Here is a 26,958-nt window from a genome sequence, read left to right on the forward strand (position 1 = left end):
CTAGGTATGAGGGCTTCAGGCGTTCAGTTGCGTTGGATAGGCAGTGTGAACTCCACCGTGGCACCACGGGGTGGATGGGCACCGGCTCTCAAGCTGCCACCGTGGGCCTCGATAATCGATCGGCAGATGGATAAGCCCAGCCCGAGCCCGGTAGGTTTGGTGGTGTAGAACGACGTAAACACCTGCTCGGTGCATTCCAGGGCGAAACCCGGTCCCGAATCGCTCACCGTCACCCTGACGTATCCGCCATCCTCCCGCGCGGAGCAGATCAACAGGTGCCGATCGCCTTCATCGACCCCGCCCATGGCCTCCAGCGCGTTCATGATCAGGTTGAGCAACACTTGCTGCAACTCCACGCGATCGCCCTCGATGGCAGGCAAGGCGTCGGCCAGTTGTGTTTGTATCGAAGCGCCGCTCTTGATGATCTGAAAGCGGCTGAACTCGATCATCTCCTCAATCGCCGCGTTGATGTCCACGGGCCCCTTCTGTGGCGGCGCCTTGCGGATATGCTGGCGAATCCGTCCCAGCACGTCGGCGGCCCGATTGGCGTCCAGGACCAGGTGTCCCAGTATTTGCCTGACCTCCTCGATCTCCGGCGGCTGGGCATTGAGCCAACGCAACGCCGCGTCGGCATTGAGGATGGTCGCGGCAATCGGCTGATTGACTTCATGGGCAATCGAGGCGACCAACTGCCCCATGGTCGCCACCCTGTTCGCGTGGGCCAGCTCCGTCTGCACCTCGCGATAGCGGCGTTCGCTTTCACGAATTTTTTCTTCCGCCTGCCGGCGCTCGGTCAGGTCCAGCACAAAGGCCACGCCTTCCCCACTGCCGGCTTCGAACACGGCCAGGCCAACGATGACCGGCAGACGACTGCCGTCCTTGCGCCAATATTCCTTCTCGTACGGACAGGCCTGTCCGGTCAGCAGGGCCTCGGCCAATGAGCGCTCGCTCAGCTCTCGATACTCGGGCACCGTCAGGTCCCGCCAGCGCAGGCGACCGGAGACCAGGTCATCGCGTTCGTAACCCACCATGCGCAGGAAAGCATCGTTCGCTTCAATGATGTCGCCCTCGGCATTCCACACGAGGATACCGATGATATTGGCATCGACGAGGCGACGGATTTTCGCTTCGCGCTCGGCCACCTCACGATACAAACGGGCATTTTCCAATGAGATGGCCGCACGGGACGCCACGAGGTTCAAGATGGCGATACGCGTCGGACTGAAGACGTGGGCGGCAAGGCTGTTTTCCAAGTAGAGCACGCCGACGAGCGTGGCCTGGTTGATCAGCGGCAGGCACAGCACCGAGCGCACGCGTCGCGCAAGCAGGTAGGGATCGGTGGCAAATGCTGCGGCGACCGGGGCCGTGGCGTCGTCGAGGAAAACACTCTCCTGGGTTCGCAGCACATGGTAAAGAATCGACTCCGGCAACAGCTCCGGACTGACCGGAACATCATGCAGTTGCAAGGTGTTGCCGCCCGTCGTCGCTTGCGCTGCGATCCGGTGCCCCCCGTCGCCGGCCAGGATCAACAAGCCGCGTTCGGCGCCGGCCTGTTCGATGGCCGTGGCCATGACCCGATCGATCAGTTTCTCCAGGACGATTTCACCCGACACGGCCTGGGAGACTTTCAGGACCGTCGCGATATCCAACTGCTGCACGGGCGTGGCCATCGTCGAGGCCGGATCAGGCGCGGGCTCTTTATCCCTCAGCCACGGGTATCGTGCTTCAAGCTGCCGGACCTTGCCATCAGCCCCCCAGCGCAGATAGCCATAGCGGGCATCCTGCATGTACATGCGAGCGATCTTGTCGAGGCCGCGCCCCGCATAGAACCGTGAAGCCCGTTCGTTGGCGAGCGCCTCGATAGGCACAAAACCGCTTTCCCGGGCGGCCTCCATGGCGTGTTCGTAAAGCAACTCGGCTTCGATCAGGCGCCCTTCGACGCGGGCAATCTCGGCACCCACCAGCGCGGCGCGGCTCGCGAAGTTGTCCGGGCACTGTTGCGCCCAAGCCTGGAGCTGTCGATGCGCTGCCATCATCGCGTCCACGTGTTGCCCCCGTTCATGGTCAGGGGCGTCGGCGCAGACGGCAGCATGGGCCAGGGCGGCAAAAAAATGGAATTCGGCCTCTTCAAAAAACGCCTGGCATACCCAGAGCAACCGCTGCGCCTTTTCGGCGGCGGCCAATGCCGCTACAGGCTCATCGGCCATGTAGCGGGCCTGCAGCTTGCGCACCCAGTACAGGCATTCGGCGAGGACCAGGTCGGGATTGCCGGACAAATGGGTTTCCGTCGTTGGCTCGTCCTGTCCGTCATCGTCCAGCCGGCCGAACGTTGGCGTCTGGCCCCGGAGCATCCGGATCAACAGCAATTGGGTGGCGATAAAATCAGTCACCAGCCCGAACTGCACCTTCTTGGCGTAAGCCAACCCTCGTTCAGCCTCCCCTTGCACTTCGGCCAGCGACTCGCCGGCAAAAAGCAGGTCCGCGGTGAGGTTATTACCCGCATAGGCGCCATACGGCAGGTCGCCGATCCGGTTCGCCGCCGCAAACGAACGACGCAACAGGTCGCGGCATTCGCCCACGGGCCGCATCCAGCGCACCGCGAAGCATGAGAAACACAGATAGGTGCTGGCCTCGAACCGTGTCAGGCCACGCTGTTCGACCAGGTCGCAGCCAAGCTGGCCAAATCGGAAGCCGACCTCATAGTCACCAAAGCGCCGCCCCGCGACCCTGAACAGGTTGGCGTAGAGCACGCATGACGCGTCGCAGTTGCCCCATTCCAGGCTGAGGGTAATCGCCTTGCAGATCAACAAGTCCGCCAGGTTCGCGTCACTTTGCAAGGCTGGGGCGAACAGCTTGCCCAGGGCATTGACGGTTTCCAGCGACGTCGCGTCCTCCATCAGCGGCAGGTCGATGAGGTCCTCGATCGCGCGATCCCCCAGCAGCGCTCCGATCCGGTCGTATTCCTCGCGCACCGCCTCGTCGCTCGGCTGGGCTGACCATTGGATACCGACGTGCCGCAGGTAGGCGAGGCAGACCGCGACCGCGCCATCGCTGCGGTCCATGAGCAAATACACGTCCATCATCAGACACGCGACGCTGGCGCGCTCACTCAACGTCACGGCACGGTCCGACAACATCGTCAGGCGCTCGTCGGCGATGGCGAGCTGGCCGGTCAGGAATTCACATTCGGCCCGGTTCAGTTCCAGGGCGAAAACAAGCCCGTGTCGATGAGCCCAACAGTCGTCGCCCAACAGCCGGACCCCGGTGGCCAGGTAGTTGAGTGCCGACGCATAGGCCGTTGACGCCTTGGCCCGTTGGCCAGCCAGCAGGTTGAGCGCCGCCAGTTCCTCGCGCTCGGCGGGGTCCGTGAGCAACGCGGCGCCGAGGTTGAGCTGGCCAACGATGTCGAAGATCACCTCGTCACGGGCCTGGGAGGATGTTTGCCTGGCGAGCGTCCGGCCGATCTTCAAATGCAGCTGGGGCCGTGACGCGACAGGAATCATCGAATAGGCGGCTTCATGGATGCGGTCATGGACAAACCCGTACGTCCCCTCACGTCGCTCGACCAACTCCTGGCGAATCGCTTCCCAGAGGACCGCTCGGATTTGCGTCCTGGGGATTGCCAGCACGATCGCCAGCGACTTGAGCCCGCAAGCACTGCCCAGGCAGGCAAGTTGCTGCAGGGCTTGTAGTGTTTCTGCTGGCAGGCGGGCCAGCTTAGCGACCATCAGGTCCACGATATTGTCGGTGTAGCCCTTGGCGTGAATACGGTCCGGGTCCCACCACCACTGCCGGGCGCCGTGATCAAACGCCAACAGCCCCTCGTCGGCGAGCGCCTGCAGGAACTGGATGACGAAGAAAGGGTTGCCAGCGGTCTTGTCCAACACAAGCTGCGCCAGGGGCTCGATACGCGCCGGCTGATCGTGCAGTGCGTCGGCAATCAACTGCTCGATATGGCCCTTGGCAAGCGGTGCCAGCGTGAGTTCGCCGACCTTGCCCGCGCCACGCAGCGCCTTCAATTTGCCGGCCAGCGGATGTGACTCATCGACCTCATTGCTGCGGTAGGCCCCGACCAGCAGCAGATAGGGTACATCGTCGCTGGTCAACAAGTCGTCCAGCAAGTCCAGCGTGGCCGCATCGAGCCATTGCAGATCGTCGAGGAACAGCGCGAGCGGATGCTCTCGTCGGGCGAACACGCCGATAAAACGCCGCAACACCAGCAGGAAGCGCCGCTGCTCCTGCTGGGGGTCAAGTATCGGGACCGCAGGGGGCTCGCCGAGGATAAGCCGCAGCTCGGGAATCAGGTCCGTCATCAGCCGTGCGTTAGGGCCCAACGCCGCCTGCAACGCGTCTCGCCAACCGGCCAGTTCGGCATCGCTCTTGCCCAAGAGCATGCGCACCAGGCTCTGGAACGCTTGAACCAGCGTCGAATAGGGAATATCCCGCCGGTATTGATCGAATTTGCCGCTGGCAAACAGTCCCCGTGGCGGCACGAGCACCTTGTGCAGTTCATTGACCACGGAGGACTTGCCGATACCGGAATAGCCCGCCACCAAGACGAGTTCCGTCACGCCGCTGTCGACGACGCGGCCGAACGCATCGACCAGCGCCTGGACTTCGCGTTCTCGCCCATAGAGTTTTTCTGGAATCAGCAACCGGTCGGAACTGCCCTGCTCACCCAGCGCAAAAGCCTCGATGCACTGCCCTTGCCGCCACTGCGCCAGGCACTGGCGCAGGTCATGCTCGACACTTGCAGCCGTCTGGTAGCGCTCCTCGGCGGTCTTTTCCAGCAGCTTCATGACGATCCGGGAAAGCACCTCGGGAATGGTTGCAATCCGCTCACAAGGCGACAGGGGTTGTTTGGCGATATGGCAGTGCACCCATTCGATCGGATCAGAGGCAGTGAATGGCAGCGAGTCGGTCAACATCTGGTAAAGCGTGACACCAAAGGAATAAAGATCGCTGCGCGCGTCGATCGAGCGATTCATTTTTCCGGTCTGTTCGGGCGCCATGTAGGCCAGCGTGCCGGCCAGGGTTTCAGGAGCCTGCCGCTCGCGAGGCAAGCGCGACGCCAGGCCGAACCCGGTGAGCCTGGCCTGTCCGTCATCACAATCGGCCAGGATGTGGCTGGGCTTGATGTCCTTATGGATCAGGCCGCGCTGATGCAGCTTGCCCAATGCCACGGCGATGCTCACTGCCAGTTGCAAGAACCGGGTGATTTCCAAGGGCGATGTCAGCAAGTGCACCAGGGGCAAGCCGCCTGGGTCGCTGAGCACCAGTTGCACCTGGGCGCCTTCGCGGACCAGCTGCACAGGCTTCACCGACCATGCGGCGTCCAACTCGTCCCGCAAGTCGAACTCATGGGCGAGACGGTCGAGACAGTCCGGACGAGGTTGCCCCGTGGCGGGCCGCGCCACCAGGACACTGCCGTCGCCTGCTTCCACCGAGCGTGGCTCCCGAGTGAAGATACGCTCGCCGTCGTCCCATTGTATTTGCATGCTGGTTATCCATCGGCACTGGCGCAAAAATATGTCTCAATCACATTTGCCGTCGAGCTGGCATCCAGTGTCATGTCGCAATTGCCGATGCTACCGCGTTGATGCGGCTTCCATGGCGGCGCCGCGACTCGACAGAAAAACGCCGTGTCGGGGTCCGGGACGGATCGTGTTGCCATCGCAAGATTAGCGCTTCGCCAGTTTCCTTCCCAAACTTTTTTCGGATCGCAGGTGACCACTGGGCCTGGCCGTCGATAGCCAGGCCAGTCGACGATGCCGCGCCAGTCTATTTGAAATTGCGCCGCGATCATTACTCTCCAGGTATCCAGCGTCGCTCCTTTGGTCTTAGCAAGGTATACACAGGTATACTTTTGCACCCGGCGGGACCGCGTATGGTGAAGTGAAGACAGGCGCCATTACGAGCGATCCTCATGCCAGATACCCCCCTGCACGACCAGGCCACGATTGCGGTAGTCGATGACGACGAATCCGTTCGCGCGGCGCTCGATAACCTGTTGCGATCCAGCGGTTACGCCGTGCGCACGTATCCCGGAGCCCTGGAGTTCCTCGACGCGAAAGGGCCCGGGCAGACGCAGTGCCTGGTGTGCGACATACAAATGCCGCGCATGAGCGGCATCGAGTTGCATCGGCATCTGGTCGAAAAAGGCTGGCGCATCCCCACGCTGTTCATTACCGCTTACCCGCAACTGGCCGCCAATGTTCCAGGGTTGGTCGCCTGCCTGCCCAAGCCCTGCGATGCCAACAGGCTGCTGGACTGTATCGCCAGCGCCCTGGGTCAGCGCCACTGACCGTCCTGGCGAGTACTTCCCCGCTATCCATATACCTTCGTATAACGCCTCTCGCACCCACGTATGGTTTCGCTGAACCGATGCAGAAGTGCGCCCCGAGGAGCCCGCTCATAACATGCACTGGCGGTGTGCAAATCACCGTTCTGGATTTTCGCCCCACCGCGAACGCTATTCGAGCGGCGTGCAACGCTCCGGGGAACAGGCTATGTCGGGCTCTCATGATTTACCTCAACACTTTTCCAGGCGTTTCTGCGGCGTCGTTGCCGCACTCGGCGCTGCTTGCCTGGCAGGTTGCATGGTCGGCCCGGACTTTGTCCGGCCTGAAGGCGCACTGGACGCTGCGCAACTGGAGCCTCGCCAGGCGCCTACCGGCCCCTTCCCCACGTCGGGCGAAGTGCCCGTGCAATGGTGGCTGCTGTTCAACGATGGGCTGCTCACTCAGTTGCAGGCCCGGGCGCGGGAAGGAAACCTCGACCTGCAAATGGCGTCCGAACGCATCGAGCAAAGCCGTGCACGACTGGGCATCGCCGCGTCGCAACTGCTGCCGCAGGTCGGCGCCAATGCCAGCTATGCCCGTGAGGGTTTGAGCGAGAACGGCAAATCCGCGGCGCTCGGTGCCCCCACCGCCCCGCAGAATTTCTGGCAACTGGGTTTCGACGCCAGTTGGGAAATCGATCTATGGGGCCGCGCCCAGCGCCTGCGCGAAGGCGCGGCCGCGACTGTCGAGGCCACGCTGTATGACCGCGAAGCCGCCCGGGTGGCCTTATCCGCCGAAGTCGCGCGGACCTACTTGCAGTTGCGCGGGACCCAGGCGCAACAGGACATTGCCCGGCAGAACCAGGCCGTTGCCGAACGCACCCTGGCCCTGGCCGAAAGCCGCGAACGCAATGGCGTGGCGACGCACTTCGAAACCTCCTCCGCCCGCGCGCAACTGGCAGCGGTCAAGGCCCTGTTGCCTGAACTGGCCCAGCGTCGCAACGCCCAGATGAATGCCCTGGCGCTGCTGTTGGGCGAACAGCCCCGCGCCCTCGATGCGCAACTGCGCGAAGTCATGCCCCTGCCGTCGCTGCCTACGCGCGTTCCGCTCGGCGTGCCGTCCGAACTGGCCCACCGGCGTCCCGATATCCTGCGCGCCGAAGCGCAACTGCACGCTGCCACGGCTGCCATCGGCGTCGCCAAGGCTGATTTCTATCCGCGCATTGGCTTGAAAGGACGGGTCGGCGTGGAAGCGTTTAACAGCGGTGACCTGACCAGCTGGGACTCGCGCGCGTTCTCCGTCGGGCCGACGGTTTACTTGCCCATTTTCCAGGGCGGGCGTTTGAAACAGCGCCTGACCTTGACCGAATCACAGCAAAAGTCCGCCGCGCTCGCCTATCGACAGACCGTGTTGCAAGCCTGGCATGAAATAGACAACGCCCTGGATGCCTGGGCTGCCCAACAGCGCGAGCATGAGGAGCTGCTGGTGTCATACGAGCAGAACAGGCAGGCACTCCACGCCGCCGAGCGCGGTTACGAACAAGGCGCCGCCGACTATCTCAGCGTCCTCACTGCGCAACTCAACGTGCTCGCCAGCCAGACCCGTCTCAATGCCAGCACGACCAATGCCACCCTCACCGTGGTCAATCTCTATAAATCCCTGGGTGGCGGTTGGGCTCCGGAGCAGGTTCGATGAACGACATGGCCCTGTCGCCCGCGGTCGTGTCCGTCAGCGAACGCCCCCAGGCGAGGGACTCGAAACGGCCGCTGGTCGGTCTGCTGGGGATTTTCCTGGCGGCGATGATGGCGGGACTGAACATCCGGGTCGGCGCGCTGGCACTGGCGGACTTGAGAGGCGCACTGGGCTTTGGCTTGGACGACGCCTCCTGGCTTACCACGGCCTACAGCGCCGGAGAGCTGATCGCCATGCCCTTTTCCGCATGGTTCGCCGTGACCTTCTCGGTCCGTCGCCTTGAACTGTGGGTGCTGGCTGCCTGTACGATACTGGCTGTGATGCTGCCCTTTGTTCGCGACCTGGAACTGCTGCTGATGCTGCGCTTCGCACAAGGCGTCGCCAGCGGCATGACGATTCCGTTGCTGATGATGGCGGCCTTGAAGTTCCTGCCGCCCCCCATACGGCTGTACGGGCTGGCGTTGTACGCAATGACCGCGACGTTCGCGCCCAACCTGTCCATCTGGCTCGCCGGTTACTGGACGGATGGCCTGCAGGATTGGCGCTGGGTGTACTGGCAGATCATTCCCCTGACCTGCCTGGCCGCAGGACTGATCGGCTGGGGACTCCCGAAGGAGCCCGTCCAGGCCCACCGCTTCGGACAAGCCAACTGGTTGGGCATGGCCTGCGCAGTGCCCGGCCTGGGCCTGATAGCGATCGCCCTGGACCAGGGAATACGGCTGGACTGGCTGGAGTCGCCGTTGGTGGCTTCGTCGCTGACGGCAGGCCTGGCGCTGCTGGCGATCTACCTGTTGACCGAGTGGTATCACCCGTCACCGTTCATCAAGTTGCAGATTCTCGGGCGCCGCAACCTCGGACTGGGCTGTACGTTATTCCTTTCCCTGCTCGTGGTGCTGACGTCCGGCTCCCTGTTGCCCGCCAGCTATCTCGGCCCGCTACAGGAATATCGGACGTACCAGATGGCGTCCATCGGCCTGATTGTCGCGCTGCCGCAGCTGGTGCTCGGCCCATTGGTTGCGCTGGTTCTCTACCAGAAGTGGGTCGATGCCCGCCTCGTCTTCACCTGCGGGCTGATCCTGATTGCCCTGGCGTGCCTGTGTGGCGCGCAATTGACCAGCGACTGGAACCGCGACCAGTTCGTGCTGGCGCAAGCGCTCCAAGCCCTGGGACAACCCATGGCCGTCGTCTCGATGCTGTTCCTGATCACCAGCGTGGTGCAGCCTGCCGAAGGGCCGTACGTGTCCGGCACCATCAATACCTTGCGTGCCTTTGGATCACTGGCCGGCGCTGCGCTGGTCGGGCAATTGATGGTCACGCGCGGACGCTTTCACGCAGAGATGTTGCTCGACCAGGCCGCCCTGGCCGGTAACGCCTTGCCTTCAATACCAGCGCCGCAGCAGTTGACGACCCTCGTCAGCCAGCAATCGCTGGTGCTGTCGATCGCCGATGCCTACCGCGTGCTTGGGGTGCTGGCCCTGTTGCTGATTCCTCTCGTGCTGCGCCTGAGCTTCATCCCGGCCCCTGTCATCCAGGCCGCCTCGCCCCCAACGTCCTCAAACGGTTGACCCATCATGGCATTACCAAAGAAAGCCAAGTTCATCAGTGCATTGCTGCTCACCGTAGCAATCAGCGGGGCTGTCTATATCAATCGTCCCGAATCCGCGGCCTCAGTCCAGTCGACTGACGACGCCTACGTGCTCGCCGACTTCACGACGGTAGCGCCTCAAGTGTCCGGCACGGTGGATTCGGTGTTGATCGAAGACAACCAGACGGTGAACAAAGGCGACTTGCTCGCGACCATCGATGATCGAGATTTCATCGCCGCCGTGAACGCCGCCAAAGCCCAGGTCGCCAGCGCCCGCGCCGGCATCGCGAGCCTGCAAGCACACCTGGCCCGGCAGGCCACCGCCATTCGCCAGGCACAAGCCGCACTGGCGGCGAGCGAGGCCGAACTCAAGCTGGCGGCGGTCAACCAGACGCGGTATCGCAACCTGGCCAACGATGGCTCAGGCACCGTGCAGGCGCGGCAACAGGCTGAAGCACAACTGAGCATCCAGCAGGCACGCCGGGACAGAAGCGAGGCAGGTCTGCAGGCTGCCCGGCAACAAGTGGACGTGCTCAAGGCCGACTTGGAAAAAGCCGCGGCGACCCTTGCCCACGCCGAAGCCACGCAAGCGATTGCCGAACTGAAGCTTTCCTACACGCGGATTACAGCGCCGATCAGCGGCACGATCGGACAGAAATCGGTCCGGGTCGGTGCCTTCGTCAATACAGGCAACCCCTTGCTGGCGATAGTCCCCCTCGATGCCGTGTACATCACGGCAAATTTTCGCGAGACGCAACTGGCGCGCGTAGCGGCCGGACAAACCGTGGAAATTGACGTGGATGCCTTGCCGGGAGAGGCGCTGCGGGGCACGGTACAGAGCCTCGGGCCGGCCAGCGGCGTCAGCTATTCGGCCGTCGCACCGCACAACGCCACCGGCAACTTCACCAAGATCGTCCAGCGCCTGCCCGTGCGCATCCGCATCAATCCTGACCAGCCCGGCGCGACGAAGCTGCGCGTTGGGATGTCCGTTACGCCACGTATTCGTGTGGGTGGGTGACGTTCGGGCCTGCGTCGCCAGACGGGCCAGCACGACGCTTTCGAATATGTGCTTTAAAGTTTTTATCCAGTTAAGTATTTTGGGCGGATGCTGTGGGAGGCCCCTGTCAGCATGACTGCACCTGCGGAAGAACCTGTGGGAGCGAGCTTGCTCGCGATAGCGTTGTGTCAGCCACCTTATACGCAACTGACGCAACGCTATCGCGAGCAAGCTCGCTCCCACATGGGGCTTGCGCTAGCCCTCGATCCCTCTTTTCAACAAGGACCTCTTCGTGACCGGACTGCGTGAACGTCAGAAAGCCGAACGCCGCCAAGCCATCAGCAAGGCGGCGGTGGCGTTGTTCGAGCGCCAGGGTTTCCAGAACACCACCATCGAGCAGATCGCCAGCCAGGCTGGGGTCTCGGCGCCTACGGTGTTCAAGTACTTCGGCAACAAGCAGGAAATCATCCTGGAGATCCTCCACGACGCCGACCAGCGCGCGCTCAAGGACACGCGCAGCCAGATTCCCGAGATGGACGACCCCGTCGAGGCGCTGTGCTACCTGGAGCGGTTGCTCACCGGTTATGCCTTGGAAGTGATGCACCCGAGTCTCTGGCGGGAGTTGCTGCCGTTGATCCTGTTCGGTGGCGGCAACGGGTTGCCCGAAGGCTATCGGGCGATGAACGATGCCCTCAGGGCCGAAATCAGTGGCTTGCTCAGGGAACTGCAGCACGCCGGCAAGCTGCGCCCGGACCTGGATGTCGAGCTCGCCGCGTTCCTGCTCAACGACTACTCGCACCTGCAACTGTTCCGCCTGGTCAATCAGGAACCGCCGGACGTCGAGGCGCACTCCTCCCAGGTCCGGCGCATCACTGAACTGCTGTTTCAGGGCATGCGGGCCTGAGCGAGCCCGGCGTCACAACGCCGGGCTGCGCTGATCAGCGATGGGTCTTGATGGCGGTCCAGGTGCGGGTGCGGATCCGCTCGACGGCGGGTGACACCGGCGCCAAGGCGAACAGCGTCTTGCGTGCTTCGTCCGGCACATACATGGCCGGGTTGTTGCGGATCTCTGCATCCACCAGCGGCGTGGCGTCCAGGTTCGGGTTGGGGTAGCCGATCTTGTTGCTGATCCGCGCGATGACGTCGGGACGCAAGATGTAGTTGATGAACGCGTAGGCTTCGGCAGTATGCGGGGCATTGGCGGGGACCATCATCACGTCCGACCACATCGGTGCGCCTTCCTTGGGCAGCGCCATCGCCACCTTGACGCCCTTCCCTGCGGCGTCGGCCAGTCGCGTGGCCAGGGCGACCCCGCCGGACCAACCCACGCCCACGCAGATCTCGCCGTTGGCCAGGTCCATGCCATAGCGCGACGAATTGAAATAGGTCACGTAGGGGCGGATCTTCGACATCGTGGCCTGCGCCTGGGCATAGTCCTGGCGCTTTTCACTGTTGGGGTCCAGCCCGGCGTAATGCAGGGCGATGGGCACGATCTCGTTGGCGGCATCGAGGAAACCGACTCCGCAATGGGTGAGCTTGGCCATGTTCTCTTCCTTGAAAATCATGTCCCAGCTGTCCATCTGCACATCGGCACCCAGTGCCTGGCGAACCTTGTCGACGTTGTAGCCGATCAACGTCGTGCCCCAGAGGTACGGCGCCGCATAAAGGTTGCCCGAGTCGCCCACCGCTTCCAGCGACTTCATGAACTGCGGATCGAGGTGCTTCCAGTTTGGCAACTGGCTGCGGTCCAGGGGCTGGACGGCGCCGGCGGCAATCAAGTGACTGATGTTGGAACTGCTCGGGTACACCACGTCATAGCCGGAGTTGCCGGTCAGCAGCTTGGATTGCAGTGTCTCGACGCTGTCGAAAACGTCGTAGATCGGGCGGATGCCGGTTTCCTCCTCGAAGCTCTTGAGGATTTCCGGCGGCAGGTATTCGATCCAGTTGTAGATCCGTACGGTCCGCTCCTCGGCCAGGCTCGCCCCACTGGCCAGCATCGAAACGACAGCACCCAGCAGCGTCTTGGACAACAAACTCTTCATGGTCGAATTCTTCATTTTTGACTCCAGCGCGGCCGCGACGGCTCGCGGCATCAATAGCGGTAGGTGAGGTAGAGTTCCAGCGCACTGAATTCCTGATCGTCGCCAAACACCTGCCGGGCCGCCGCCAGTGGCTTGACCCAGTTGTACGAGAGTGAAGTCGTCAGCGCCTTCGAAGCCGCCCAATCGAGAAAGATTACGCTCTCGTCGGCAAAGCGCCGATCGCTGACCGCCGCGCCCATGTAGTTTTTTTCGTCGAGCCAGAATTGATAGTGGATCGCGCCCAGGGTGAGGGTTTCGTCGAGGTGGGTCTTGAGGGAGAACTGCTGGACGTTTTCGTTGCTGTTGAACAGCAGGTAGTTACCGACCACGTCACCGATCAGCCAGGTGCTCCAGTCGACGAACCCTTTGCTCAAGGATTCCCAGGCTTGCTGGCGGTTGTCCGTGAGGTTGCCGTCACCGGAGAAACTCGCGTAGCGGTAGCCAATGACGGGCGTCAAAGGCAGGTGGTTGAAGGCGTAGTCAGCCTGGCCGTACCAGGCCTTGGCGTCGTAATCCACGCCTTCGCCGCTGCCGCGTTCCAAGGCGTATTCGGCATTCAGCGTCAGGTCGGGAACGCCCGGGATCCTGGCGTTCAACGCCCTGACGTTGTACACCAGCATGCCGTCGCGATGTCTCGGCGAGGCCGGATCCTTGTGCCCCATGGCCTTGACCTTGAACGCGGTGGCCCCGAGCGTGACCTGGTCCTGGACGTTGTAGTCGAGGTTCACGCCGCTCATGCGAAAGTCACCCAGGTCGCTGTCTGTCCCGAGGACGAAGCCTTGGGTCTTGAGCGCGCCGTGATCCCAGGCAACCACGGCCGAGTCCTTGAACGCCGTCCGTGGGGCCAGCCAGTAGGCGCCATCCTTCAACTGATCGAGGTTGCCATCCATCACGATGAAACCGGTACCGATCATGTAGTTCTGGCGGCCGGCGGTGACGGTCCATTCACCGGTGCGGACCCCGCCGTAGAACGCCTCGGTGTCGACCTTGCCGTCGGAGCCGCGGGTGAAGCCACCGGCATCGCCGTCTCCCGTGTTGGTCGCGCCCACCAGCGAGCCGCCGGCCAACAGCGTGAAGTCCGGCTGCAAGGCGTATTCCAGCTTGACGCCGGGCTTGACGTAGAACTCCTGCCAATCGATTTTCGTGCCGTCGTTCCTGCCGCTGCGCATGTCGACGCGGCCCGCGCCGAAATTGACGTTGCGGCTGGAAATCGCCGCGGCACCGACGGTGAGATTGACTTCGCCCTTGAGGTTGCCGTCTTCGAAGGCGTAACCCGCGAAGGCGGCCTGGGTCGCCAGGGGGAGCCCGAGCGCCAGCAGCGTCCGGGACACATGGGTCGTGCAAACCATAAGTAGCTCCTGTTGATTTATTGTTGTTACAGGGCAGTGAATGGCGGCGCAGAACGTCGCCAACACCTGGCGAGGCCAGGTGAACGAAACGTGATTTCTGGTCGGGGCGTAGATCAGCTCAGCGGGTAAGCTCCGCCGCGATCGCACGCAACATGCGCACGCTGTCGCCATCGAACGGGCTGACCGCCTCTTTCAACGACGACTGCTTGACGATCACCACACCGGAAGGCTTGTCGATGAACAGATACTGGCCGTGGATGCCGCCGGCCATGAGCGCCTGGCTATGGTCGTTGAACACGTACCATTGGCTGCGGTAGGACGCGCCGGGGGTCCATTCGGCGAAGTCCGGTGAGGTGGCGTAGACCGCCGGGTCGGCGCCGGCGGCGATGCGGGCGACGGTCTGCGCCGAGAGCAATTGCCGGCCGTCATGGCGGCCCTCGTTGGCCAGCAATCGACCGAAACGCGCCATGTCGCGCAAGGTGGCGTTGAACCCGGCACCGGCCACGCTGCGCCCCCACGGGTCGGCCAGGAAATAGCCATCGCGCTCGCAGCCCAGCTGGCCCCAGACCTTCGCCAGCAGTTGATCGCAGGACTGGCCTGACGCCCGCTCCATCACCCAGGCCAGCGCCTCCGTCGTCGCCGTGACGTAATGAAAGAAGCCCCCGTGACCGCCGCGCTTCTTCAATGACGGCAAAAATTGATAAAGCGACTCGAACTGCGCGTATTCGGCCGGCGCCGGCTGGAACCCGCAGGCGTAGCCGTACTGGGAGCTTTCCGAATCCGGGTCTTCATAGACTTCGCTGTAGGCGATGCCGACGGCCATGTCGAACAACTGGAGCACCGTCGCGTCGCCGAAGGCGCTGGTGGCCAGTTCCGGCACGTAGTCGGCGGCAGGTCGGGCCGGATCCAGCAAACCTTCACTCACCAACTGCTCACCCAGCGTACCGATCAGTGACTTGGTCACCGAGAACATGACATGGCGGTCATGGGGCTGTTGCCCGTTGAAGTAGCGCTCGAACAGCACGGTATCGCCCTGCATGACCAGGAACGCGTCTGTCTGGCTGGCCACAAGATGGTCGATGACGCTGACGCTCAAGCCGCATTCGCTGTCGAAATGCAGTTGATCCAATGCCCGTGGCGCCTGCTGCAACAGGCTGGCCGGGCCGGTGCCTGCCGGCACATCGATCGAAGGCCGCAGCCGCGCGAGGTGGCGAAACCCCCATTGGTTGAACGGCGGGCGCATCCAGTTGTGCCAAGTGACGCGGCGCTGGGGTTCGGCGGGAAAGCCCTGCATGAACGTGGGTGCCATGCTCGCTTGGGTGGGAGATTCGTAGACCTGTACATAAAGGCTGGCCAGTGTAGGCATGGTGTTCTGATTCATCGGGTCGCCCCTGGAAATGACTCTGCGTCAAAGCAGATGCGAGGAAATAATTATCCGATGTATTTATTTAGTCAATAAATGTTTTTATCGATAACAATATTTTGCTCGACCACTGTGCGATCAGCGCCCAAGCCTTAAGCTTATAACTTGATGTTATTTGTTTTATATTTTTTAGATCACTTAGATTAAGGTTCCCTCACCAAACGGGCCACCGTCATGCAGCTCCTCACGCTTCCCCCCTCGCCCGGCCTGGCCACCTCGATTCGTGCCACGGCCCAAGTGTTCGCAGACCCCAGTTCCCAGGCCTTGCTGGCCCACTTGCAGCAAGTGGCGCCCAGCGACGCCAGCGTATTGATCATCGGCCAGACCGGCACCGGCAAGGAATTGGTGGCGCGCCACGTCCACAACCTCAGCGCCCGACGCGACAAGCCATTCGTGGCGGTGAACTGCGGGGCGTTCTCCGAGACGCTGGTGGAAGCCGAGCTGTTCGGCCATGAGAAAGGTGCGTTCACCGGGGCATTGACGGCCAAGGCCGGGTGGTTCGAAGAGGCCGATGGCGGCACGCTGTTCCTCGATGAAATCGGTGACTTGCCGCTGCCGATCCAGGTCAAGTTGCTGCGGGTTCTACAGGAACGCGAAGTGGTCCGCCTGGGCTCGCGCAAGAGCATCAAGATCAACGTGCGGGTGCTGGCGGCCACCAACGTGCAATTGGAGAAAGCCATCAACGCCGGGCATTTTCGCGAGGACCTGTATTACCGCTTGAATGTGGTCAGCCTGGTGCTCAAGCCCTTGCGCGAACGGCCCGGCGACATCCTGCCGCTGATCCGTCATTTCATCGCCGAATACAGCCGTCGGCTCGGGCATGGCGAAGTCACGCTGGATGCCCAGGCCCAGCGCAAACTGCTCGATTATTCCTGGCCGGGGAATATTCGCGAACTGGAAAACGTCATCCATCACACCCTGCTGATTTGCCGCAACAGGGTGATCGGCGAGCAGGACCTGCACCTGTCCAATTTCCGCATCGAGCGCCAGGACACGCTGCAGGACAGCGCGCCGCAAACGGCGGAGGCGTTGCTGGAAAAAGCCTTTGTGCAGTTGCTTGAGCAAGCCCACGGCGATGTCCATGAAAAGGTCGAAGCCGCCCTGCTGCGCACCGCTTACCGCTACGCCAGTTGCAACCAGGTTCACACCGCCAGCCTGCTGGGCCTGAGCCGCAACGTCACCCGCAGCCTGCTGATCCGGATCGGTGAGTTGGTGGTCAATCGACGCCGGGGGGCGTTGAGCACGCGGGATGGACGGGTGGTGAACCTGTCGACTTGAGCCAACGCTCACCCGTGGCGAGGGAGCTTGCTCCCGCTGCACTCTGTAGGAGGTGGCGAAGCCTCGTACAGGGCTGCTGGATTGTAGGAGCTGGCGAAGCCTGCGATCTTTTGATCTTTCTTGAGATATCGTCATCTGCAAAAGATCGCAGCCTCGCTTCGCTCGGCAGCTCCTACAGGGCTGCTGGACTCTGTAGGAGCTGGCGAAGCCTGCGATCCTTTGATCTTTCTTGAGATGCCGTCATCCGCAAAAGATCGCAGCCTCGCTTCGCTCGGCAGCTCCTACAGGGCTGCTGGACTCTGTAATTGGATGGACTCGCCCAAGCCGAGGCGTCTGTAGCGCCACGGTGGCATTCTTAAGAAGCCAACGACAGCGAGGGCGAGCCCGTGAAGAAGCATACGACCAAAACCAGTCTGTCTCCAGCCGATGTATCGGCCTGTTCGACCCTGGCGGTGGACCTTGCCAAGAACGTGTTCCAGGTGGCCGGAGAAGACGCTCTCGGCCAGGTGATTTACGAACAACGAATCAAGTCGCGTGAAGCCTTTTTGAAGTTCCTGCACCAATTGCCCACAGGCCTGACAGTGTTGATGGAAACGGGACCAGGGGCGCAGGCCTGGGCGCGGCAGTTGCAGCAACAGGGCAATGCGGTGCGGATTCTGCCAGCGCAGCGTGTGGCCGAGCATCGCAGCGGCGCGAAGAATGATCGAAATGATGTGCTGGCGATATTGCGGGCAGGTCGGGACAAGGGCATTGCAGCCGTGCCGGTCAAAAGTACGGCACAGTTGGCCATGCAGGCACTGCATCGGGCCCGGCAGGGTTACGTGCGACGGCGTACCGCCCTGGGTAATCAGATGCGCGGTTTGCTGCTCGAGCATGGTATTGCCATTGCGCAAGGCGAAACCTCCCTTGGCCGCAATATTCCACGGCTACTGGAGGATGCCACCCAGCCATTACCGGACATGTTGCGCGAGCTGATCGCCGAGTTGCTGGGCGAGTGGAGCCAGATGAGCGAACGTATCCGTATGCTGACGGGGCGGCTGGAAGTCGCGGCTCGTGAAGATGAAACAGCGAAACGGCTGATGACGGTACGCGGCATCGGCCCCATCATCGCCACCGCCGTATTGGCCAAGCAGACCGAACCTGAGCGGTTCCAAAATGCCCGGCAATTTGCTGCCTATTTCGGCACAGTGCCCGAACAACACAGCAGCGGGCAGACGGTGAGACTGGGCAAGATGTGCAAGCGTGGTGATGCCTACCTGCGAAGCTTGACGATCCAAGGGGCGCACGCGGTGTTGAAACAGGTGCGGCCGGATTCGGATCATCCAGATGATCGGCGACTGCGGCGCTGGTTGAACCGTCATGGACAAAAAGGCGCGGCTGTACGACTGGCCAACCGTAACCTACGAATCATTTGGGTATTGCTTCAAAACGAAGAAACCTATCGTCGCCAACCGGCGTCTAGTCCGGAGGCTGCGATGGACCATTAATTTACCGAGTTGTGCCACCGGGGCGCTGAGCCGCCTCAACCCTTGCTAAGGAACATTGACCCCAGGTCAGACCGTCGCGGATAGATGCCTGAGCTCCTACCGGCCCTTGAGGCCTCACTGTAATCGGCATACCGCGAGCTCACCCAATGTTGGCCAGAAGCTGATCATGCTTCCTCGAACAGGCCTTATACATAGATGCAACCGGGTATCGGTGTTCAAACGCAGGTTGACAGTGGGGGCGAGTCCATACATAGGAGCTGGCGAAGCCTGCGATCCTTTGCTCTTTCTTGAGATATCGTCATCTGCAAAAGATCGCAGCCTCGCTTCGCTCGGCAGCTCCTACAGGGCTGCTGGACTCTGTAGGAGCTGGCGAAGCCTGCGATCTTTTGATCTTTCTTGAGATGCCGTCATCCGCAAAAGATCGCAGCCTCGCTTCGCTCGGCAGCTCCTACAGGGCTGCTGGACTCTGTAGGAGCTGGCGAAGCCTGCGATCTTTTGATCTTTCTTGAGATATCGTCATCTGCAAAAGATCGCAGCCTCGCTTCGCTCGGCAGCTCAGGGCTGCTGGACTCTGTAGGAGCTGGCGAAGCCTGCGATCCTTTGATCTTTCTTGAGATATCGTCATCCGCAAAAGATCGCAGCCTCGCTTCGCTCGGCAGCTCCTTGTATCTCGACTATCGCTCCGTCAGGAGCGATAGTTCTCGACTGATCATCGAGGGAGGGACTTGGAAGCCGCGCAGCTCCTTAGGCTTTTTGCCTGTGATGTAGATCGTGCTCCAGCCCTCCACACTCACTCGTACAGTTCGCACGGTATCTTGGGCCCGCCTCCGGCTAGAGCCCGCATTCGCAAGGTTGGACCGAGTGACGTGATGATCGCAAAAGGGAACAAGTGGAGAAACGATCATGTCTGGTTTCGTTGGCGTCGACGTTGCAAAGAACACTTTTGATATCGCTACACACCTGCCCAACGGCAAGCACAAAACCAAGGCCAAGCTGGCCAACAATCCAAAAGGTTTTAAAGAGTTTGAGGCTTGGCTAGACACAAACGTCGAGCGTTCGGCCCTGATCGTGATGGAAGCCACCAGCGTCTACCACTTGGAGCTCGCCGAGTTCGTTTACAACAAAGGCTTCCGAATCTGCGTCGTGAACCCGGCTACGACCAAAGCGTACGCTGACAGCGAGCTGCGCCGCATCAAGACCGATAAAAGCGATGCCAAACTCATCGCCGACTTCGCCCGGGAAAAGGATCAGAAGCTTCAGCCATGGGCACCTGAGCCACTGAAGTATCGCCAGTTGAAAGCTATGGTGCGCCGCCTGGATGACCTTCAGGAAATGGAACAAATGGAGCTTAATCGTCTGGACGTGTCTGACGAAAAGGTCAAAGACTCGATCAACTCCGTTCTGCGCCATATCGAAAAAGAGATCGTTGAAACACATAAGGCGATCAAAAAGCACATCGATGACGACCCGGATATGCGTCAGATGCGGGATCTGATCGTAACCATCGACGGTATCGGACAAAAAACGCTTGAGCGATTGCTAGCCGAACTGGGCGACTTGCGCAAATACAGCGATCCTCGCCAATTGGTCGCCGCTGCGGGGCTGAATCCCAAGCTGCAAGAATCAGGAAAGCTTAAAGGTCATACCCTAATTTCGAGAATCGGGTCAGCACGGCTTCGTGCAGGCCTTTACATGCCTGGCATGGTGGCGCTGAAACACAATAAGGCGATCATGGCGATGAAAGAACGCCTGGAGGCCAACGGCAAGGCCCCCAAACAAATCATCTGCGCGGCAATGCGCAAACTGCTGCACTTCGTTTACGGAGTGCTCAAGTCAGGACTGCCATATGACCCGAAACTTGCGCTTGCCCGGTGAGACTTAAGACGGTATCTACAGGGCTGCTGGACTCTGTAGGAGCTGGCGAAGCCTGCGATCCTTTAATCTTTCTTGAGATATCGTCATCCGCAAAAGATCGCAGCCTCGCTTCGCTCGGCAGCTCCTACAGGGCGGAGTAGACCACCAGCCCCGACGCTGGCACCTGGTCGCGACCCAAATCGTCAGGACTCCTTGCTGCAATCACGCGGCGTGATGCCCTTTTCCCGAGCGTACTGGTGCGACGAGGCTTCGATGATCGGCCGCAGCAAGGCACGGTCGGCCTGCACCCAGTCGCTGATCAGTTTCCATTGCGTACCGTCCCACTGCTGGAAGCGCACCGCGCCGCCCCCTTCATGGTCCGAGCAGGACAACCGCAGCGGCTGCACCAGCCCCAAGGCGCCCAGCTCCTTCAGGCGCGCATCATCCAACCTGAGGTTCTCGAAGCCCCAACGCACCTGCTCGCCGGTCAACGGTTGCTGGCCGAATTTCTGTTGGGCGATGCGCAGGGCCTCGACGTTGAGGATGCCGTTGACCACGCCCAGGTTGTAATACACCGTGCCGAAACGCTTCGGGTCCGCCAAGTCGCCGTGGCCCGCGTCGACCACGTCTTTCTTGATGCCTTGCAGCACCGGGAAATCGGTGCCAGACGGGTGCGTGGTAATGGCGATGAAGCCTTTGGCGGCGGCACCGGCCGGCGCGGCGTCGTCTTCGGAGTTGCTCCAGATATTGCCGATGATGTGGTCCGCCGGGAACCCGACTTTCTGCGCGGTCTTCAGCGCCACCGGGTTCATCACGCCCCAGCCGCGCAGGATCACCCAATCGGGCTTTTCCCGGCGGATATTCAGCCACTGCGACTGTTGCTCATTGCCCGGATGCGGCACCTCCAGCAAAGTCAGCGCAAAGCCGTATTTGTCCGCCAGGACCTGCAACACCTCGTTGGTTTCCTTGCCGTACGGCGAGCCGTGATAGAGCGTGACGATCTTCAGGCCCTTGAGCTTATCCAGCCCGCCGGCGCGCTGGCCGATGTAGTTGATAATCGCCGACACTTCGGAATAAGGGTTCAATTGCAACGGGAAGACGTAGGGAAACACACTGCCGTCGGTGGAGTCGGTGCGGCCGTGGTTGATGGTGATCAGCGGCAATTTGTCGGCCGTCGAACGGTCCAGCGTGGCGTAGGCGATGCCCACCGACAACGGGTTGGTGGCGGCCGCCGGCGCGCCGTTCAATCCTTTCTTCAGGCGTTCGTAGCACTCGACGCCCTTCTCCACCACGTACTCGGTTTCGCACTCGCTCCAGGTCAGCTTCACCCCGTTTACGCCACCGCTGGCGTTGACGTACTTGAGGTAGTCGATGAAACCACCGAAAAAGCCGGTGCCACCGGCCGCGTAGGGACCGACGCGATAGCTTTGCAGCGGGAAGTATTGTTCATTGCCAGCCTGGGCGGATAACGCTGCGGCGGTGAGGGTCAGGGCCAGCGCGAGGCGGCTGGCGATCGATCGTTTGGACATCGGATTTTCCTTGTTATGAAGCCATAGAGAATCAACGCAATGGAGCTGTTCAGTAGCGCAACGGCCACCGCCGCGCACGCTCGCGAAAACCTTGCCAGAGGCGCGCAAGGCCCTCCGGCTCCTTGATCAGGAACAGGATGATCAGGGCGCCAAAAAACATCTTTTGCAGGTTCTCCAACTGGCCGGCGTCAATCAGCCCGCCGGGCAGCAGCGACACCAGGTTGGAAAGCAGCACCGGAAACAGGACGATGAAGGCCGCCCCGAGGAAGTTGCCCAACAGGCTGCCGAGGCCACCGATAATGATGATGAACAGGATCTGGAACGAGCGGCTGAGATCGAAGCCATGGGGCTCGACGGTGCCCAGGTAGGCGAAGGCCCACAGCGCGCCGGCCACACCGAGGTAAAACCCGCTGAGGGCAAAGGCCAGCAACTTGGTTTTCGCCAGGGGAATACCGATCACCGCCGCTGCGGTGTCCATGTCGCGCACGGCCATCCACTGGCGTCCCAACTCGCTGCGCACCAGGTTCTTGCCCAGCCAGAACAGCGCCACCACCACCGTCAGGGTCAACAGATAACGACCGGCCGGCGCGTCCAGGTTCACACCGAAAATGTCCAGGCGCGGCGCGCTGATCACCCCCGATGCGCTGTCATTGGAAAACCAGCTAAACCGGGTCAGCGCCCAGCCCACGAAGAACTGCGCCGCCAGGGTCGAGACCAGCAGATAGAAACCCTTGATCCGCAAACTTGGCAAGCCGAACAGCGCGGACACCAGCGCCGCCGTCAGCCCGCCCAGGGCGATGCTGATCAATAACGGCAAGCCGCTGACGCGCACTTCGAGGTTGTAGGTGGCAAACGCCCCCACGGCCATGAACGCCGCAGATCCCAGGGACAACTGGCCCGCGTAGCCGGTGAGCAAATTCAGCCCGAGCCCAGCCAGGGACAGCACCAGGAAGGGAATCAGGATTGCGCTGAGCCAATAGTCATTTCCCACCCACGGCACCACGACAAAGGCAACGGCCAGTAGCGCGGCGAGGCCATGGCGATCCTGGCGTAAGGGGAAGCTACGGCGATCCTGGGCATAACGGGTGTTGAACTGGCCTGCTTCTCGATAAAACATGCTGCAGCCCTCCTAGACGCGTTCGATGGCGCGTTCGCCAAACAGCCCCGCCGGACGCACCAGCAGGAACAGCAGCGCCAACCCATAGGGAAACCAGTTCTCGATGCCGCTGCCGATGATCGGCCCCAGGTACACCTCCGCCAGTTTCTCCGAGGCGCCGATGATCAGCCCGCCGACGATCGCCCCGCTGATCGAGGTGAAGCCGCCGATGATCAACACTGGCAAGGCCTTGAGCACCACCAGCGACAGCGAGAACTGCACCCCCAGCCGAGCGCCCCAGAGCAGGCCAGCCACCAGCCCGACGAATCCCGCCACCGTCCACACCACCACCCACACCCGCTGCAAGCGGATGCCCACGGCCAACGCTGCCAGGGGATCATCGGCCACGGCCCGCAGCGCCAGCCCCAAGCGGGTCTTGTTGAACAGCCAGGACAACAACACCACCAGTGACGCGGCGGTCAGTGCGGCAAAAATGTCGAACTGCGACAGCAGCATTCCACCGAGCTCCAGCGGTTCGTCACTGATGCCCAGGTCCAGCCCATGCACTTGTGCGCCCCACAACGCCTGGGCAAAACCTTCGATGACATAGGAAAGTCCCAGGGTCGCCATGAACAGCGTGATCGGCGAGCGATTGACCAGCGGGCGCAGCACCACGCGCTCCACCGCCACGGCAATCAGCAGCATGGCCGCCAGGCTGATGAGAAACGCCAGCCAGAACGGCACACCGCGTTCCAACAGGCTGACGAAGGTCAGCGCGGAAAACAGCACCATCGCGCCCTGGGCGAAATTGAACACCCCGGAGGCCTTGTAGATCAGCACGAAACCAATGGCCACCAAGGCGTACATCACCCCGGCGAGCAACCCGCCAATCAATACTTCAAAGAAAAATTCCATCGCGTTTTCCTGTTTCGCGGGCGCAACCTGCCGGCCCTCCCGGACGGGAAGGCGTCGGATTCAAATAAATCAGTGTCGGGTACCGAGGTAGGCCGAAATGACCTCGGGGTACTGCCGTACCGCTTCGGGCGAGCCGTCGCCGATCTTGCGACCGTAGTCGAGCACCACCACGTGATCGCTGATGTTCATCACGACGCCGATGTCGTGTTCAATCAGCAGCACCGTCGTGCCCAGCTCTCGGTTGATGTCGACGATGAAACGGCTCATCTGTAGCTTCTCATCGGCGTTCATCCCGGCCATCGGTTCGTCCAACAGCAACAGGCGTGGCTCCGCCGCCAGGGCCCGGGCCAGTTCCACGCGTTTCTGCAAGCCGTAGGGCAAGGTCCCCACCAACGCATCACGCCACGGTTGCAAGTGCAGGAATGCGATGACCCGCTCGGCCGCTTCGCGCTGGCTGTCGTCCTCGGCAGGCGCGCGTCCGACTCGCAACACCTGCTCGATCCATGAACTGCGGCGCTTGAGGTTGCGTCCGGTGAGCACGTTGTCGAGCACGCTCATGCCCTTGAACAGCGCGATGTTCTGGAAGGTCCGGGCAACGCCACGCACCGCCACATCGTGGGCACGCATGCGACGACGCTCGCGATTGTCGAAACGTATGCGCCCTTCCTGGGGTTGATAGACACCGCTGATGATGTTGAGCAACGAACTCTTGCCGGCGCCGTTCGGGCCGATCAAGGCGCAGATCTCACCGGCTGCGACGCAAAAGCTGATATCGGTGACCGCTTTGACGCCTTTGAATGACAGCGAGATATTGTCCAGCTCCAGCAGGTGCGTGGCGGCCGTTTGTGTCATGTCGTCGCCTCCTTCCAGACGCGTTGTGGATGAGGCTCGTCCCGTCCATTCGTAACGGACGCCAGCGGAATCGACGGCACTTCCCATTCGGTCGAATCCCCCCACTGGCGAACCTTGATCCCCAGCGATTCGAAAAACGCTTGTGTCCCCGGCTGCAATGCATCACCCACCACCAGCGGCGCATGAGTGCGTGAAAAACCCAGGACATCGCGCAGCGGCCGGCGAACCAGCCAATGGCCCACGACCCGCCGCAACAGGCCCGGACGTGCCGCCAAGGCCCAATCCACCCACTTGCGGGCCCTATCGCCCGGTGGCGGCAGGCGCTCCAGCGTGTAGCCGTGCAAACGTTCATAGGTCTCGCGCGTGCCGGCCACCAGCGTCGGGCCCAGCTCCCGTCGATCGCGGTCACGGGTCGCGAGGTTTTCCGGGAAGTTCAAGCGGAAACCGGCGACCAGCCAGGGCGCGAGCAGGTAGCGTGCCTGGCCACCCGAGGCAAAACCCCGCGCAGCCAGCGCCTCTTCGTGCCGCCGCAGGCCTTCGCGCTGGACCAGCTGTCGTCCGTGTTGCAGCAGTTCTGTGTGGCGGATGCGTTGTGCTTCGGTGGCTTGTTGGTTCCGGCGATAGAACACGAACGCCGTTTGCTGCGCGTGCGCCAGCGGGACCGGGCCAGCGAATGTCTTCGAAGCGATCAACGCGGCGTAGTCCAACGCCTGGTCAAACGGCTCCGAGCCTGACAATCCACGCTTGTCCAGGTAGATCAGCACGCGGGGCGTCACCTGTGCCGCGCCCAGGCGCAACAACTCCTCGTGCCCTTGGGCCAGCACGAAATCCGGCTGCAATTCACCGAGCAGTTCTATTTGTCCGACGGGTGCGTCCAGGGGATCGAACAGGCTCGCCGCGCCACCCAGCCATTGCGCCGCCAACGCCGCCACGATCGCTTGCGGCGTCGGGCGGCTGATGATCGTCAGGGTCGCGCCCACCGAGAACCCCCGCGCTTGCAGAGCACCCGCCAAGCTCTGCACCTCATCGGCCAGTTGCCGCCAGGTCCGCACTTGCCAAATGCCCAAGTGTTTGTGACGCAGCGCGACGTCCGTGCCATGCTCGAGTGCTTGTCGATGCAGCCAATGCGGCAACGTGTCGAGGGTATCGGTGAGCTTGCCCATGCTGCCTCCGCGCCTAAGCGACCGCCGCCGTCTTGACCGTGACTTTCTGCTGCTCCAGCTCACGCACCAATGGCAGGACTCGTTGGCCGAAATACTCCACTTCCTCCTGGAAATGCAGGAACGCGGCGAGCACCAGATCCACACCCACGGCTTTCAACGCCACGATGCGCTCGGCAATTTGCCGAGGCGTGCCGATGAGGTTGGTCTTGAAGCCATCGTTGTACTGCACCAGGTCTTCGAAGCTGGACTTGGCCCAGTTGCCCTCGCCTTCCGGGCTGGCCTTGCCGGCCTGCTTGGCCGCATCGCCAAACGCGTTGACGGCTTCGGGGTCGGCCTGCTCGATGATCTGGGCCAGCACGGCGCGGGCTTCTTCCTCGGTGTCGCGGGCGATGATGAAAGCATTCACGCCGACCTTGACCGTGTGATTGTTCGCCGCAGCCTTGGCCCGCAGATCATCGACCTGGGCCTTGACCCCTTCCACCGTGTTGCCGTTGGTGAAGTACCAGTCCGAGACTCGGGCGGCCATGTCCCGCGCGGCACGGGAGCTGCCGCCCTGGAAAATCTCCGGATGCTGTTGCAGCGGTTTGGGCTTGAGGGTGTAGCCGTTGAAACGATAGAAATCACCGCGAAAGGTGTAGTTGTCGGTGGTCCAGATGCCCTTGAGCGTGGTGATGAATTCCTCGGAGCGGCGATAACGTTCGTCGTGCTCCAGCCAGGGTTCGCCGATGGCGGTGAATTCGCCCTTGAACCAGCCGGACACCACGTTGATCGCCACGCGCCCGCCGGTCAGTTGGTCGATGGTTGCGATCTGCTTGGCCAGCACCGAAGGCGTCCAGGGTCCCGGCAATACCGCCGCGATGACTTTGAGGCGCGTGGTGGACGCCAGCAGCGCGTGACTGAACGCCACCGATTCGTGCTGGTATTCGGCGCCGTAGCCGGCGGTAAAACGGATCTGGGTCAGGGCATAGTCAAAACCAGCGTCCTCGGCGATCTGCGCCAGCTTGCGGTTGTAATCGATCCCCCAGTCGGTGCGCTGCGGGATCTTGCTGACCACCAGTCCGCCGCTGACGTTAGGCACCCAGTAGGCAAACTTGATCGTGTCCTGGCTCATTGCGTGTACTCCCAGCTCGTTGGATGTAGGCGTCGTCGCCTCTGTACAACGGCTAGAGCAGCAACCGTGCCACTTGTATTTATCCTTTTCTATCAACGAGTTAACCAGCTCACTCAGCGAGATGACTGTCGTGCGGCAGGCAGGCTGTTGGATCACTGTTGCCCAGCCAACACCCGGCGTGCCGCTGCCCAAAGGACTGACTGTTGCCTGGCACACAGTCGCCGGACAGATTGTCCGCAGGACGACAGCCTTTGTGCCGGGAAAC

Annotated in this window: 18 protein-coding genes; 8 read left to right on the forward strand and 10 right to left on the reverse strand. The window is 61.9% G+C overall.

Annotated elements, in window-relative coordinates; genetic code table 11:
- Positions 1 to 23: 23 nt before the first annotated feature.
- On the reverse strand, positions 24 to 5,498 hold the full coding sequence (locus tag M8Q45_RS11880) for a trifunctional serine/threonine-protein kinase/ATP-binding protein/sensor histidine kinase (RefSeq protein WP_249874904.1): 5,475 nt from the start codon (positions 5,496 to 5,498) through the stop codon (positions 24 to 26).
- A 428-nt stretch (positions 5,499 to 5,926) separates the two neighbouring features.
- Here M8Q45_RS11880 and M8Q45_RS11885 point away from each other — a divergent pair, with 428 nt between their 5' ends.
- The 5 genes from M8Q45_RS11885 (at position 5,927) to M8Q45_RS11905 (ending at position 11,459) form a co-directional block, all read left to right on the forward strand.
- Positions 5,927 to 6,304 carry a response regulator transcription factor gene (locus M8Q45_RS11885; RefSeq protein WP_198797356.1) on the forward strand — a complete coding sequence of 126 codons (378 nt, stop codon included), beginning with the start codon at positions 5,927 to 5,929 and terminating at the stop codon, positions 6,302 to 6,304.
- Between the two features lie 205 nt (positions 6,305 to 6,509).
- On the forward strand, positions 6,510 to 7,976 hold the full coding sequence (locus tag M8Q45_RS11890; protein ID WP_249874905.1) for an efflux transporter outer membrane subunit: 1,467 nt from the start codon (positions 6,510 to 6,512) through the stop codon (positions 7,974 to 7,976).
- The gene (locus tag M8Q45_RS11895; RefSeq protein WP_249874906.1) at positions 7,973 to 9,538 is read left to right on the forward strand and encodes an MFS transporter; all 1,566 of its coding nucleotides are present in this window, start codon (positions 7,973 to 7,975) and stop codon (positions 9,536 to 9,538) included. Before M8Q45_RS11890 ends, M8Q45_RS11895 begins: the two co-directional genes overlap by 4 nt.
- A 6-nt stretch (positions 9,539 to 9,544) precedes the next feature.
- A complete protein-coding gene (locus tag M8Q45_RS11900) occupies positions 9,545 to 10,576 on the forward strand; it encodes an HlyD family secretion protein (protein ID WP_249874907.1) in 1,032 nt (343 codons plus the stop codon).
- A gap of 271 nt (positions 10,577 to 10,847) precedes the next feature.
- Complete coding sequence (locus M8Q45_RS11905; RefSeq protein WP_249874908.1) at positions 10,848 to 11,459, forward strand: TetR/AcrR family transcriptional regulator; 612 nt, start codon at positions 10,848 to 10,850, stop codon at positions 11,457 to 11,459.
- Between the two features lie 34 nt (positions 11,460 to 11,493).
- On the opposite strand, the gene M8Q45_RS11910 is transcribed toward M8Q45_RS11905, so the two are convergent.
- The 3 genes from M8Q45_RS11910 to M8Q45_RS11920 all read right to left on the reverse strand — a co-directional run bounded on the left by M8Q45_RS11910 (position 11,494) and on the right by M8Q45_RS11920 (position 15,366).
- Positions 11,494 to 12,597: a polyamine ABC transporter substrate-binding protein gene (locus M8Q45_RS11910; RefSeq protein ID WP_502940560.1), complete on the reverse strand. Its 1,104-nt coding sequence runs from the start codon at positions 12,595 to 12,597 to the stop codon at positions 11,494 to 11,496.
- 50 nt (positions 12,598 to 12,647) lie between these two features.
- The gene (locus M8Q45_RS11915; RefSeq protein WP_249874910.1) at positions 12,648 to 13,985 is read right to left on the reverse strand and encodes an alginate export family protein; all 1,338 of its coding nucleotides are present in this window, start codon (positions 13,983 to 13,985) and stop codon (positions 12,648 to 12,650) included.
- Between the two features lie 118 nt (positions 13,986 to 14,103).
- Positions 14,104 to 15,366: a serine hydrolase domain-containing protein gene (locus tag M8Q45_RS11920; RefSeq protein WP_249874911.1), complete on the reverse strand. Its 1,263-nt coding sequence runs from the start codon at positions 15,364 to 15,366 to the stop codon at positions 14,104 to 14,106.
- A 216-nt stretch (positions 15,367 to 15,582) separates the two neighbouring features.
- Between M8Q45_RS11920 and M8Q45_RS11925 the strand changes: the two genes are divergently transcribed.
- From M8Q45_RS11925 to M8Q45_RS11935, 3 genes are all read left to right on the forward strand, one after another.
- The gene (locus M8Q45_RS11925; protein ID WP_249874912.1) at positions 15,583 to 16,686 is read left to right on the forward strand and encodes a sigma-54 interaction domain-containing protein; all 1,104 of its coding nucleotides are present in this window, start codon (positions 15,583 to 15,585) and stop codon (positions 16,684 to 16,686) included.
- Positions 16,687 to 17,099: 413 nt separating this feature from the next.
- Positions 17,100 to 18,173 carry an IS110 family RNA-guided transposase gene (locus M8Q45_RS11930; RefSeq protein WP_249877317.1) on the forward strand — a complete coding sequence of 358 codons (1,074 nt, stop codon included), beginning with the start codon at positions 17,100 to 17,102 and terminating at the stop codon, positions 18,171 to 18,173.
- A gap of 903 nt (positions 18,174 to 19,076) precedes the next feature.
- Complete coding sequence (locus tag M8Q45_RS11935) at positions 19,077 to 20,048, forward strand: IS110 family RNA-guided transposase (RefSeq protein WP_249873132.1); 972 nt, start codon at positions 19,077 to 19,079, stop codon at positions 20,046 to 20,048.
- A 182-nt stretch (positions 20,049 to 20,230) separates the two neighbouring features.
- Here the strand turns inward: M8Q45_RS11935 and M8Q45_RS11940 are convergent, their stop codons facing one another.
- From M8Q45_RS11940 to sfnG, 6 genes are all read right to left on the reverse strand, one after another.
- On the reverse strand, positions 20,231 to 21,556 hold the full coding sequence (locus M8Q45_RS11940) for an ABC transporter substrate-binding protein (RefSeq protein WP_249874913.1): 1,326 nt from the start codon (positions 21,554 to 21,556) through the stop codon (positions 20,231 to 20,233).
- A gap of 49 nt (positions 21,557 to 21,605) precedes the next feature.
- Entirely contained in the window at positions 21,606 to 22,673 is a 1,068-nt protein-coding gene (locus M8Q45_RS11945; RefSeq protein ID WP_249874914.1) for a branched-chain amino acid ABC transporter permease, read from the reverse strand.
- Between the two features lie 12 nt (positions 22,674 to 22,685).
- Entirely contained in the window at positions 22,686 to 23,567 is an 882-nt protein-coding gene (locus tag M8Q45_RS11950; protein WP_249874915.1) for a branched-chain amino acid ABC transporter permease, read from the reverse strand.
- A 69-nt stretch (positions 23,568 to 23,636) separates the two neighbouring features.
- Positions 23,637 to 24,419 (reverse strand): ABC transporter ATP-binding protein, encoded by a 783-nt coding sequence (locus M8Q45_RS11955; RefSeq protein ID WP_249874916.1) that lies wholly within the window; start codon positions 24,417 to 24,419, stop codon positions 23,637 to 23,639.
- Positions 24,416 to 25,582, reverse strand: coding sequence for an AMP-binding protein (locus M8Q45_RS11960; RefSeq protein ID WP_249874917.1), 1,167 nt, complete (start codon positions 25,580 to 25,582; stop codon positions 24,416 to 24,418). Before M8Q45_RS11960 ends, M8Q45_RS11955 begins: the two co-directional genes overlap by 4 nt.
- A gap of 13 nt (positions 25,583 to 25,595) precedes the next feature.
- Entirely contained in the window at positions 25,596 to 26,693 is a 1,098-nt protein-coding gene (gene sfnG, locus M8Q45_RS11965; protein ID WP_249874918.1) for a dimethylsulfone monooxygenase SfnG, read from the reverse strand.
- Between the last annotated feature and the right edge of the window lie 265 nt (positions 26,694 to 26,958).

It is taken from the genome of Pseudomonas sp. T1.Ur (genome assembly GCF_023516725.1).
Lineage (GTDB): Bacteria > Pseudomonadota > Gammaproteobacteria > Pseudomonadales > Pseudomonadaceae > Aquipseudomonas > Aquipseudomonas alvandae.